Source organism: Thermochromatium tepidum ATCC 43061 (assembly GCF_009664085.1).
Classification (GTDB): Bacteria; Pseudomonadota; Gammaproteobacteria; order Chromatiales; family Chromatiaceae; genus Thermochromatium; species Thermochromatium tepidum.
Window position 1 is genome coordinate 573,017 of the sequence record NZ_CP039268.1, and the last position, 12,273, is coordinate 585,289.

A 12,273-nucleotide genomic window follows, 5' to 3' on the forward strand; every position below is an offset into this window, starting at 1 on the left:
GACATCCATGCAGGATTCCGAACCAAATTCCGCTCCGCTTCGTCCAGGCCAACCCCGCGTGGTGCCGCGTCCCCAGCACAACATCTCGCGTGCCAATATCAGTGAGTCGGCGTTGCGTGTGCTCTATCGGCTGCGGCAGGAGAACTTCCAGGCCCATCTGGTCGGCGGCGGGGTACGCGATCTGCTCTTGGGCCATGAGCCCAAGGATTTCGACGTTGCGACCGACGCCACGCCCGAACAGGTGCGGCAGGTGTTTCGCAACTGCCGTCTGATCGGGCGACGGTTCCGTCTGGCCCATGTACAGTTTGGTCGCGACATCATCGAGGTCGCGACCTTCCGTGGCAGCGGTTCGGACGACGGCGAGAGCCCCGAGCGTCAGGTGCGCGACGGCCTGATCGTGCGCGACAACCTCTATGGCACCATCGAGGAAGACGCGCTGAGACGCGACTTCACCATCAACGCGCTCTATTATGACATCGCCGATCTCGCCCTGATCGACTATGCCGGTGGGCTCGAGGATCTGCGCGCCGGTCGCTTGCGTTTGATCGGCGACCCGGTCAAGCGGTATCGTGAGGATCCGGTGCGGATGCTGCGTGCGGTGCGCTTTGCCTGTAAGCTCGGTTTTACCATCGAGCCGGAGACCGAGCGTCCGCTCTTCGAGTTAGGCCATCTGTTGCGCGACATCCCTGCGGCCCGGCTGTTTGACGAACTGCTTAAGCTGTTTCATTCCGGCTATGGGGTGGCGGCGTTTGAGAAGCTGCGTCACTATGGGCTCTTCGGCCATCTGTTTCCAGCGACCGAGGCCTGTCTGGCGCAAGAGGACCATGCCTTCCCCATCACCTTCGTCAATCGCGGCCTGGCCAATACCGACAAGCGGTTGGCCGAGGACAAGCCGGTCACGCCGGCCTTTCTCTATGCCATCCTGTTGTGGGAGCCGGTGCGGCGACGCTGGGAAGCACTCGTGGCCCAGGGCATGGCCACCACTGAGGCAATCCTGCTGGCCTCCGCCGAGATCCGCGCCGGTCAGCGCCCGCTGATCGCCATCCCCAAACGCTTCTCGCTGCCGATGCATGAGATCTGGGCCTTGCAACCGCGTCTGGAGCAACGCGACGGCAAGCGGCCCTATCGACTCATCACCCATCCGCGCTTCCGCGCCGCCTATGACTTTCTGGTGTTGCGCGCCGAGGCCGGCGAGGCCGACCCCGAGTTGGCCGACTGGTGGACGCGCTTCCAGGAGGCGAGCAGCCAGGAACGGGCGCGGATGACCGACCCGAGCCCCCGCCGTAAGCGCCGTCCACGGCGGCAGAAGCGGTCCGAATCGAGCGCCTAGCCCGTCGACTGAAGGCGCGCCCTGAGTCCAGTGCCCCGGAGCCGATGATGTCTGTTGCACCTCTATCCGTTGCCACCCTGGCCGCCATGAAGGCGCGCGGTGAGCGGATCGTCAGTCTGACCTGTTATGACGCCTGCTTCGCGCGTCTCCTCGACCGCGCTGGTGTCGATATGCTCCTGGTCGGGGATTCATTGGGGATGGTGTTGCAGGGACATGCGACCACGGTGCCGGTGACGATCGAGCAGATGATCTATCACAGCGCCTCGGTGGTGCGCGGTCGCGAGCGGGCGCTGGTGGTGGTCGATCTACCCTTCATGGCGGCGGCCACGCCCGAGCGGGCCCTAGACAACGCCGCGCGGCTGATGCAGGAGGGCGGTGCCCAGGTCGTCAAGCTGGAGAGCGGCGAGTGGCTCGCCGAAACCGTGCGCCGTCTGTCCGAGCAGGGCGTGCCGGTCTGCGCCCATCTGGGGCTGCTACCGCAATCAGTCCATCGACTCGGTGGCTATCGCTTCCAGGGGCGCGACGCGACCTCGGCCGCGCGTATCCGGCGCGAGGCGCAGGTGATGGAAGAGGCCGGGGCCGTGCTCCTGGTCCTCGAATGCGTGCCGGCGGCACTCGCCGGCGAGATCAGCCGGTCGCTCAGCATCCCGGTGATCGGCATCGGCGCCGGACCCGAGTGTGATGGTCAGGTGCTGGTGTTACACGACATGCTCGGCTTGAATCCCGGTCGTCCACCGAGCTTCAGCCGCGACTTCATGCAGGGATGTGGATCGATCGGCGCGGCGGTGGCGGCCTATGTCGCCGCCGTGCGTGAGGGCAGCTTCCCCGCTGCTGCCGAGACACCCTATTGAGCCCGAGATCCAGACCATGCCGAATTCATCGCTCCTGATCGAGGTCGAGCACCTCGCCGAGCTGCGCGCCCAGATCCGCGCCTGGCGCGCGTCCGGCGAGCGGATCGCCTTTGTGCCGACCATGGGCAATCTGCATACCGGACACCTGAGCCTCGTGCGCGAGGCACAGACGCGCGCCGATCGGGTCGTGGTGAGCATCTTCGTCAATCCGCTGCAATTCGGACCCCATGAGGATCTGGATGCCTACCCGCGCACCCTGGACGCCGACCGCCGCCAGCTTGCAGCGACCGGCTGCGCGCTGCTGTTCACCCCGAGCGTGGATGAGATCTATCCGCGCGGTCAGGACGCCCAGACCCGGGTCGAGGTGCCGGGGCTCTCAGACATCCTGTGCGGGGCGAGCCGCCCCGGCCACTTTGTCGGGGTGGCAACCGTGGTCTGCAAGCTGCTCAACATGGTCCAACCGGATGTCGCGCTCTTCGGCGAGAAGGACTTTCAGCAGCTGCTGGTGATCCGTCGGCTCGTCGAGGATCTGGCGTTTCCGGTCGAGATCGTCGCTGTGCCTACGGTGCGCGAACCCGATGGCCTGGCGATGAGCTCGCGCAACAATTATTTGACGCCCGAGGAACGGGCACTGGCGCCGACCCTGTATCAGGTGCTCCGGGCGACCGCCGAGAAGATCGGCGCGGGTGAGGCGATCGCGCGCGCCGAGCAGGCAGGACTGGAGGCCCTGGCGGCGGCAGGACTGCGCCCCGATTACCTGAGCGTGCGCCGGGCCGAGGATCTGGCCCCGGCCGGCCCCGAGGACCGTGCGCTCATCATCCTGGCCGCGGCCTATCTGGGGCGGGCGCGTCTTATAGACAATGTGCGCTTAAATCTAGATCCTCGCTAACTCACCAACAGAGCCCCTCGGGCACCTGAATCCTCCATGACCGATCCCCGCGCCCCGCGTCATCGCATCCTCGGTATCGACCCTGGCTCGCGCAACACCGGCTTCGGCGTCATCGACAGCGACGGGCATCACAGCGTGCGCGTGGCCAGCGGCTGTATCCGGGTCGGCGCGCATCCCTGGCCGGATCGGTTGGGCCTGATCTTCGATCGGGTCGCGGCCATCGTCGCCGAATACCGCCCGCACGAGATGGCGGTCGAACAGCTGATCTTCGCCCGGGATCCGACCGCCGCGCTCAAGATCGGCCAGGCCCGCGGTGCCGTGCTCTGCGCCGGACTCAAGGGCGGGGCCATCGTGCACGAATACAGCCCCAAGTCGGTCAAGCTCGCCGTGGTCGGTTCGGGCGGGGCGGACAAGTCTCAGGTCCAGCACATGGTGCGCGTGCTCCTGGCGCTCCCCGAGACCCCGGACGAGGACGAGGCCGACGCGCTCGCCATCGCCCTCTGTCATGCCCATTCGATGGGCATCCCGGCCCGCAAGCGTGCCGCCGCCTCCTGGCGCGACTGGAGACCCTGACCCATGATCGGACGCCTTCAGGGCCGGATCCTGGCCAAGCATCCGCCGCAGCTCCTGCTCGACGTCAACGGCGTCGGCTATGAGCTGGAGGCACCGATGTCGACCTTCTACGAGCTGCCGGCCGTGGGCGAGACGGCCACACTCCTGACCCATCTAGCGGTGCGCGAGGATGCCTGGACCCTCTATGGCTTCATGCGTGAGCGCGATCGTGCGCTCTTTCGCGCGCTGATCCGGGTGACGGGGGTCGGGGCGCGTATGGCGCTGGCCATCCTCTCGGGCATGGACGCGGCACGCTTCGCCCAGTGCGTCGAGCAGGAGGACACCACGGCACTGATGCGCCTGCCGGGTATCGGCAAGAAGACCGCCGAGCGCCTCATCATCGAGATGCGCGACCGGCTTGGTACCCTGATGATGGCACCCGGTGCGGCGCTGCCGTCCGTGATCGGTCAGGCGGCGAGTATGCCAGTCACGGGCACCGCGGATCAGGCGCTCGCCGATGCCATCGGTGCCCTGATTGCGCTCGGTTACAAACCGCCAGACGCCAACCGCATGGCGCGCGCCGTCGACGATGGGTCCAAGACCGCCGAGGACATCATCCGTGCCGCCCTGCGCTCCGTGAATCCGGGTTGAGGGTGCTGTTCGTCCTCCGGATTGATAAACGGGAGAGATTTGGTCACACTCGGCGTAACATCCCCACTAAACCATCTCCCTCTCTACAGGATCTCACGGGATCCATGCACGCAATCGGCGACTTGATTTGGCTTCAGGACGTGCAGGGTCGCTGTCTCGACGCCAATCCTGCCTTCGAGTCTTTGGCACGGACCGAACGGATGCGGCTGCTTGGGCGCTGTCTAGAGGACGTACTCGGTCCGCGGCTGGCCGAGGCGCTGTGGCAACCCGACTGGACCGCACTCCAGGCCGGATGGCCGTGCACGCATGAGGCCAGGTTGACCATCGCGTCCGTGCCTTGCCTTTATGAGATCACCCACATCCCGCAGCGCGACGGCAACGGCGAACTCGTCCGGATCCAGAGTCTCGGACGCGACATCACCCAGCGCCACCAGCAGATCGAGCAGTCGCTGCGCGACAGCCGGCGCCAACTGGCCGATATCATCGACTTCCTGCCCGATGCACTCTTGGCCATCGATCGCGACAAGCGCGTCATCATCTGGAACCAGGCGATCGCCAAGATCACCGGCATCCCGCCGGAGGCCATGCTCGGTCAAGGCGACTATGCCTATACCATCCCCTTCTACGGCGAGCGGCGCCCGCAGCTGATGGATCTGGTCTTTGGGCCCGACCCTGAGTTGGAGCGGCGCTATGCCAAGGTCACCCGCGAGGGCGACACCCTCACGGCCGAGGGGTTCTGCAATGCACTCCACGATGGGCGCGGCGCCTGGATCCTCGCCAAGGCCGCGCCATTGCGCGACGCGGACGGGCAGGTCATCGGGGCCATGGAGGTCGTCCGCGATATCACCGAACAAAGACAGGCCGAGGAGGCATTGCGCCAGAGTGAGGAAGTGCTCGCGCTCTTCATCCGCCATTCGCCGATCTATGCCTATATCAAGGAGGTGACGCCCACCCAAAGCCGCGTCCTGCAGGCGAGCGACAACTTCGAGCAGATGATCGGCATTCGTGGTTCGGACATGGTCGGGCGGTGCATGGATGAATTCTTTCCGCCCGAGTTCGCCGCCAAGATCAGCGCCGACGACTGGCGCGTGGTCACCAATGGCGAGTTGCTCAGGCTCGACGAGGATCTCGGCGGGCGTCATTACACCAGCATCAAGTTTCCCATCGCCCAGGGCGGGCGCACGCTGCTCGCCGGCTATACCATCGACATCACTGAGTCCAAGCGCCTGGAGGAGGGCCTGCGTCAGCTCACACGCCTTGATCCGCTCACGCAGCTCTTCAACCGGCGCTATTTCTTCACGCTGGCCGAGCAGGAATACCAGCGCTTCCGCCGCTACCATCGCCCCATGGCGCTGTGCATGGTCGATATCGATCATTTCAAGTCGGTCAACGATCGTTATGGCCACCTCGTCGGCGACACCGTCCTGTGCGCCGTCGCCCAGACGCTGCATGACAACCTCCGTCAGGTCGACATCCTGGCCCGCTATGGCGGCGAGGAGTTCGTGATCCTCTTGCCCGAGACCGACCTGCAGACGGCGTGCGCCTCGGCTGAGCGCCTGCGTTTGGCCGTCGCGGAACGACGGATCGAGACCGCGAGCGGCCCGATTGCGGTGACGCTCTCGCTCGGCGTGGTGGCCATCGACAACGGGCGTTCCATGACGCTCGAACAGCTGCTCGACACCGCCGACCAGATGCTCTATCGCGCCAAACAGGCTGGGCGTAATCGTGTCGAGGCCTGGGATCTCGCCTGCTCCCAGGAAGCCGGCGGATGTTGAATCAACGCCGGGCTTTTGCCTCAGATCCGTGCACCCTGTCATCCGGCTCGCACCATTTGCTTGGCCTGGTCTGCTTCGTGCGGCTGGCACTGTCGCTCCTGGCTGGTCTGATGCCTGTGCAGGCGGCGCCGCGGGCGATCCGTCCGAGGTGCTGATCCTGGTCTCCTATCATCCGGGTGAACCCCCGGACCCATCAGGGGCCCGGGGCCTGAACAACGATCTAATGAGTCGCCGCCTCCGGTTTGGTCTCGGCCTGTGTCGTGGCGGGCTTGACGTCCGTGGTCGCCGCTTCCGGTTTGGTGTCGGCGTTCACGGTGGTGGGTGTGGCGTTCGTCGCTGATGGAGCCGTCGTGTCTTGCTTGCGCGGTTTGGCCAAACGGCAGTGGCTCGATACCTGAACGCCATCCTTGCGGGTATAGCCTTCCATCCAACGACAGTTCGGGTTGGCGGCACAGGCGTCTGGATCGAGCCCCTTGCATTCAGAGGCAGCGAAAACCGGCTGTCCCGTCAAAAGGAACACTGGAAGGACGAGCAGGGCAGGGCGAAGAGAGAAGGGTCGGGACATCATCGCATCTCCACTGTTGGGGATTGAGGGCCGAACGTTCAGTCGACTTCGCTCGAAGTCGCCCGATTTAATACCAGAGTTTCTGCGGCCTTGGCCAGTGTTCGGGGCACTCGGGATCAGCGGGTCCGCCGGGCGCGTTCGGCGGCCAGTCGGATGTAGTTCAGGTGCAGGGTCTGGAGCTGGGCGTCCAGATCTGTGAGGGTACCGCTGTTGTCGATGAGATCGTCGGCGCGGGCATTGCGCTCGTGACGCGGGATCTGGCTGGCGATGATGCGCCGCACCTCGGTCTCGGACAGACCGCTGCGTTGCCTGACGCGCGCGATCTGCAGCGGCTCGGGCACATCGACCACCAGCACGCGATCGGCATGGCGCTCCTGACTGGTCTCGAACAAAAGCGGGATCACCAACACGGCATAGTCGGTCTGAAGCGCGGCGAGACGTTCGAGCATGACCGCCTCGATGCGCGGATGGAGGATGGCCTCGAGCCGGGCACGCGCGCTTGGATCCGTGAAGACGATCCCGCGCAGCCGCGCCCGATCGAGTGTGCCATCAGGGCGCAGGATCTGGGGTCCGAAGGCGGCGACGATGGGGTCTAGGGCTGCACCATCGCGCCCGGTCAGCGCGTGCGCGATCTCGTCGGTATCGATGACCCCGGCCCCGAGGTCGGCGAGCCGCTCGGCCACTGTGGTCTTGCCGCTGCCGATGCCGCCAGTCAAGGCGACGACCAGACCTACGCCACTCACCCGAGCCCACTCAGACGCAGATAGGCGTTATTGATCGACTCGCCCCAGATCAGACTGATCCAACCGGCGGCGGCCAGATAGGGACCGAATGGCAGTGGCTTGTCCGAGGCGTGCCGACCGCTCAGGATCAGTCCGATCCCGACCAGGGCACCGACCAGGGCCGAGAGCAGGATGATCTGCGGCAGCGCCGTCCAGCCGAGCCAGGCGCCCAGCAGCGCCAACAACTTGAAGTCGCCGTAGCCCAGACCCTCCTTGCCGGTCGCGAGCCGAAACAGCTGGAAGACGACCCACAGGCTCAGATAGCCGGCGATGGCACCGACGATGGCCTCCTCGGGCAGGGCAAAGACCCCGAACAGGCTTAAAGCGAGCCCGATCCAGATGAGGGGCAGGGTAATGGCATCCGGCAAGAGTTGGGTATCGAGATCGATGACGGCGAGCGCGATCAGCGACCAGGTCAGGACCAGGGCGGCCGCTGTCTGCACCGTCAGACCGAAATGGATCACCACGATCAGGGTCAGGAGCGCCGTGAGACCCTCGATGAGTGGGTAGCGCGGGCTGATCCTGTTCTTGCAGGCCGAGCAACGTCCACGCAGCAGCAGATAGCTGAGGATCGGGATGTTCTCGTGGGCGCGGATCCGATGCCCACAGGCCGGACAGGTCGAGGCCGGTTGCGACAGACTGAGCGGCGGGGCATCGGTCTCGGGTGCCGGTGCGTCGGAACCCAGGAGTTCGGCGCAATCGCGTCGCCAGCTGGCCTCCAGCATGCGCGGCAGACGCAGGATGACGACATTGAGGAAGCTGCCGAGGACGAGCCCAAGCAGCACGGCGCTCGTAGAGAGCAGGCAGGGGTTCGTCTCGAGCGGCTCCAGCCAGACGGGCACCGACATGGTCTTTGTTCAGACTCCAAATGAGCTAGACGACCGAGGCCAGCTTGAAGATTGGCAGATACATGGCCACCACCAGGCTGCCGACCAGACCGCCGATCACCACCATGATCATGGGCTCCAGCAGACTACTCAGTGCATCAACCGCGTTATCGACCTGCTCTTCGTAGAAATCGGCGACCTTGCCCAGCATGTCGTCGAGCGCGCCCGACTCCTCGCCGATCGCTGTCATCTGCACGACCATGTGTGGGAAGAGATCGAGTTGCCGCATGGCCAGTTGCAGCGACTGACCGGTCGCCACGTTCTCGCGCATCTTCAGCACCGCCTCCTGATAGATGGCATTGCCCGTGGCCCCGGCCACGGATTGTAGCGCCTCGACCAGGGGCACACCGGCGGCAAACATGGTCGAGAGGGTGCGCGCAAAGCGGGCGATGGCCGCCTTGTTCAGGATCGGGCCTATGATCGGGATCTTGAGGCTGAGCCGGTCCACCATCTCGCGGAAGGCCCTAGAGCGCTTGAAGGCCGAGCTGATCGCGTAGGAGAGCGCCGCCAACCCGAAGATGAATGCCCACCACCACTCCCGGATGATGTCCGACAGGCCGATGACCATGAGGGTGAAGGCCGGCAGATCGGCGCCGAAGCTGGTGAACAGTTCCTTGAACTGGGGGATGACGAACAGCAGGATGACCACGGTGACCACGATCGCCACCACGATGACGGCGGCCGGATAGAAAAGCGCCTTTTTGATCTTGCCCTTGATCGACTCGGTCTTTTCCTTATAGGTCGCGATCTTGTCGAGCAGCACATCGAGCACACCGGCCTGCTCGCCGGCCGCGACCAGGCTGCACATCAGATCGTCGAAATAGATTGGATACTTGGCCAGTGCAACAGACATCGCCGTACCGCTCTCGATGTCCTGCTTGATCGCCAGGATGATGTCTTGCATCTTCGGGTTTTCGTGTCCGCGCCCGACGATGTCGAAGGCCTGCACCAGGGGCACACCCGCCGACATCATGGTGGCGAGCTGACGGGTGAAGACCGAGAGATCCTGACTCGTGATCTTCCTCTTGCCGCTGCCGAACAGCGGCTTGGGCTTGACCTTGACACTGATTGGGTTGACGCCCTGGCGACGTAGATCGGCGCGCACCGTATTGATGTCGGTGGCGCGCGACTCGCCCTTGAGCCGCGCCCCGCGCCTGTCGGTGCCCTCCCAGATGAAGATCCTGGCCTCTTCGGGCTTGGGTTTTGGCTTCGCTTTAGTCGTGGTGGCAACGGCCATGACAGAGCCCTCCTCAGGGGTTAATCGGTGGTGACCCGGTTGACTTCTTCTAGGCTGGTGATGCCGGCCTTGACCTTGCGCAGTCCGGAGGTGCGCAGATCCGAGATGCCTTCGCGTCGGGCCTGCTCGGCCAGCTGCATGGCATTTCCGCCCTCCAGGATCAGACGCGAGGTTTCCTCCGAGACCGGCATCACCTGGAAGATACCGACACGTCCACGATAACCCTTGTTGCACTTGTCGCACCCGACCGGACCATAGATGCTCAATCCGGCGTCGATCTCCTGGTCAGTGAAGCCCTCTTCAAGCAGGGTCTCCCGCGGCAGATCCAGAAGTTGGCGGCAGTGCGGACACAGCCGCCGCACCAGACGCTGCGCCATGATGAGCAGTACGGACGAGGCAATGTTGAAGGGCGGTACACCCATGTTGGCCAGACGGGTCAGGGTCTGGGGCGCGTCGTTGGTATGCAGGGTCGAGAGCACCAGGTGTCCGGTCTGGGCGGCCTTGACGGCGATCTCGGCGGTCTCCAGGTCGCGGATCTCGCCGACCATGATGATGTCCGGATCCTGGCGTAGAAAGGCGCGTAACGCGGCGGCAAAGGTCAGGCCGCTCTTGGGGTTGAGATTGACCTGATTGATCCCGGGTACCTGGATCTCGACCGGGTCCTCGACCGTGGAGATGTTGACCTCGGGGCGGTTGAGCAGATTGAGGGCGGTGTAGAGCGAGACGGTCTTGCCCGAGCCGGTCGGGCCCGTGACCAAGATCATGCCATAGGGTTTTTGGATCGCCTTGAGAAAGGCCTTGCGCTGCTCGGGCTCGAAGCCGAGTTGATCGACCCCGACCTGGGCCGCACTGGAGTCGAGGATCCGCAACACGATCTTTTCGCCATACAGCGTGGGCAAGGTGTTGACGCGAAAATCGATGTCGCGATTGCGGCTGAGCTTGAGTTTGATACGTCCATCCTGGGGCACGCGCCGCTCGGCGATGTTCATCCGCGACATGACTTTGAGGCGTGAGGTGAGGCGATTGGCGATGTTGAGCGGCGGATTGGCGACCTCGCGCAGCAGTCCGTCCTGACGAAAGCGGATGCGGAAAAACTTCTCGAACGGCTCGAAATGGATGTCCGAGGCCCCGGACGTGATCGCATCGACCAGGATCTTATTGACGTAGCGCACGATCGGCGCCTCATCGACGGCTGCGTCTGGGTTTTCGGTGTCATCCTCCTCGCCGCCCTCGATCTCGAGCTTTTCCAGTTCGGCGTCGGCGAAGTCGCCGACCATGCTCGTATCCTGGGCCTGGATCGCCTGATGGATGGCCGCACCGAGCTTGGCGTCCTCAACCAGGATGGGTTCTGTGGTCAAGCCCGTGTTGAAGCGGATCTCCTCGAGCGCCTGCTCGTTGGTGGGGTCCGAGACGGCCAAAAACAGCCGGTTGCCGCGGCGCATCAGAGGCAGTGCCCGATGCTTGTTGATCAGCCGCTCGTCGACCAGGTTGAGCGGCAGCGCGGAGAGATCGAAGGCATCCAGATCGAGCAGCGGGACACCGAACTCCTGCGCGGCCACGACGGCGATACGGCGACTGTCGAGGATCTTCTCCTCGACCAGATGCTGCACGAAGGTCCGTCCCTTGCTCCGGGCCTCTTGATAAGCCGTCTGCATTTGGAATTCGGAGATGAATTGATCCTTGACGAGTCGCCAGGCCAAGCCGGAGGGTTTGAGTGTGACCGCTTCCTTCGCCATCTGCAGCTCCGGAGGTTGGTGTTCGCTAACGGTTGACCGAGAAGGCCAGTCTCACGTTGTTGGCAACCAGTCCATTGTCCTTCTGTTCGCTCTCATTGACATAGAACTCCAGTATGGTCTCACGATTCATCAGCTGATCTTCGGTCACCTCGTCGGCAACCTCGTTGGCATGGCAGAAGACGCTGATATAGGGTGAGTCGGGCTCGCGCGGATCTGTGATCCAGAGATTGCTCGAGATCTGATTCATGAAGCGCAGGAAGCCATAGCCCTTGTCGGGGAACCACTTGGTGCAGACCCCACGCACGCAGGATCCGGGCTTACCCCAGTCGTTGCGCGGTTCATAGGAGATGGGGAGCAGGTCCGGGATGAGAAAGCCCGAATAATAGGCATCGACCCGCTGCTGGAGAAGACGCGAGACGTTCTTGAATCCGATCAGCTCGACCCGGCAACCGGCATTTTGCAGGGCCTCGACGACCTGCAAGAAATCGCCGTCGCCCGTGACCAGGAGCACCTGATCGAGCCGTCCGGCCTGGAGCATGGCATCCACGGCCATGTCGAGATCGGCATTGGCCTTGGTAGTGATATTGCCGTTTTCGTCGGTGTAGCGGCGCACGGTCTTGGCGGTGATCTTCCAGCCAAAGTCTCGCACCATCTGCTGATAGGCCTGGGCCTTCTTTTTATATTCGGGGTCCTCGCGCGCGCGCTCGGCATCGAAGGCCATATAGGTGTTGAGACGTTGCAGCACCCCGCCATTGCGCGCGGCGAAGCGCCGCAGGATGTCGTAACGCATCTGATAGCCGCCGTTGTAGCGCACATTCTCGGCGTCGACAAAGACTCCAACTCGAAAACCAGAAGACAAGATGAACCTCTGAAGATGTAAAGATTCAAACCGCATCCAGTGCCAAAAACACTATCATCGTAGTGTTTCCGGTCTAGCCGGCGGGGTGAGACACGGCTTGAAGCCTGTTATAAATCAATCCACCGAAATCCATTTTGGTCTTTCAACCATTCCATCAGG

Annotated in this window: 12 protein-coding genes; 6 read left to right on the plus strand and 6 right to left on the minus strand. The window is 63.9% G+C overall.

Annotated elements, in window-relative coordinates; genetic code table 11:
* The first annotated feature begins 7 nt into the window (after nt 1-7).
* The 6 genes from pcnB (at nt 8) to E6P07_RS02705 (ending at nt 6,048) form a co-directional block, all read left to right on the plus strand.
* Complete coding sequence (pcnB, locus tag E6P07_RS02680) at nt 8-1,330, plus strand: polynucleotide adenylyltransferase PcnB (RefSeq protein ID WP_153974182.1); 1,323 nt, start codon at nt 8-10, stop codon at nt 1,328-1,330.
* Between the two features lie 47 nt (nt 1,331-1,377).
* A complete protein-coding gene (gene panB / locus E6P07_RS02685; protein WP_153974183.1) occupies nt 1,378-2,181 on the plus strand; it encodes a 3-methyl-2-oxobutanoate hydroxymethyltransferase in 804 nt (267 codons plus the stop codon).
* A 16-nt stretch (nt 2,182-2,197) separates the two neighbouring features.
* On the plus strand, nt 2,198-3,070 hold the full coding sequence (panC, locus tag E6P07_RS02690) for a pantoate--beta-alanine ligase (RefSeq protein WP_153974184.1): 873 nt from the start codon (nt 2,198-2,200) through the stop codon (nt 3,068-3,070).
* 36 nt (nt 3,071-3,106) lie between these two features.
* Nucleotides 3,107-3,643 carry a crossover junction endodeoxyribonuclease RuvC gene (gene ruvC / locus E6P07_RS02695; RefSeq protein ID WP_153974185.1) on the plus strand — a complete coding sequence of 179 codons (537 nt, stop codon included), beginning with the start codon at nt 3,107-3,109 and terminating at the stop codon, nt 3,641-3,643.
* Between the two features lie 3 nt (nt 3,644-3,646).
* Nucleotides 3,647-4,273 (plus strand): Holliday junction branch migration protein RuvA, encoded by a 627-nt coding sequence (gene ruvA, locus E6P07_RS02700; RefSeq protein WP_153974186.1) that lies wholly within the window; start codon nt 3,647-3,649, stop codon nt 4,271-4,273.
* Nucleotides 4,274-4,377: 104 nt separating this feature from the next.
* Nucleotides 4,378-6,048: a sensor domain-containing diguanylate cyclase gene (locus E6P07_RS02705; protein ID WP_153974187.1), complete on the plus strand. Its 1,671-nt coding sequence runs from the start codon at nt 4,378-4,380 to the stop codon at nt 6,046-6,048.
* Between the two features lie 220 nt (nt 6,049-6,268).
* Here the strand turns inward: E6P07_RS02705 and E6P07_RS02710 are convergent, their stop codons facing one another.
* The 6 genes from E6P07_RS02710 to E6P07_RS02735 form a co-directional block, all read right to left on the minus strand.
* Complete coding sequence (locus E6P07_RS02710; RefSeq protein WP_153974188.1) at nt 6,269-6,613, minus strand: hypothetical protein; 345 nt, start codon at nt 6,611-6,613, stop codon at nt 6,269-6,271.
* Between the two features lie 116 nt (nt 6,614-6,729).
* Entirely contained in the window at nt 6,730-7,356 is a 627-nt protein-coding gene (coaE, locus tag E6P07_RS02715) for a dephospho-CoA kinase (protein WP_153974189.1), read from the minus strand.
* Nucleotides 7,353-8,243: a prepilin peptidase gene (locus E6P07_RS02720; RefSeq protein ID WP_153974190.1), complete on the minus strand. Its 891-nt coding sequence runs from the start codon at nt 8,241-8,243 to the stop codon at nt 7,353-7,355. Before E6P07_RS02720 ends, coaE begins: the two co-directional genes overlap by 4 nt.
* 25 nt (nt 8,244-8,268) lie before the next feature.
* Nucleotides 8,269-9,519: a type II secretion system F family protein gene (locus E6P07_RS02725; protein ID WP_153974191.1), complete on the minus strand. Its 1,251-nt coding sequence runs from the start codon at nt 9,517-9,519 to the stop codon at nt 8,269-8,271.
* Between the two features lie 20 nt (nt 9,520-9,539).
* Entirely contained in the window at nt 9,540-11,255 is a 1,716-nt protein-coding gene (gene pilB, locus E6P07_RS02730) for a type IV-A pilus assembly ATPase PilB (protein ID WP_153974192.1), read from the minus strand.
* Between the two features lie 25 nt (nt 11,256-11,280).
* Entirely contained in the window at nt 11,281-12,114 is an 834-nt protein-coding gene (locus E6P07_RS02735) for a LabA-like NYN domain-containing protein (protein WP_211363158.1), read from the minus strand.
* Between the last annotated feature and the right edge of the window lie 159 nt (nt 12,115-12,273).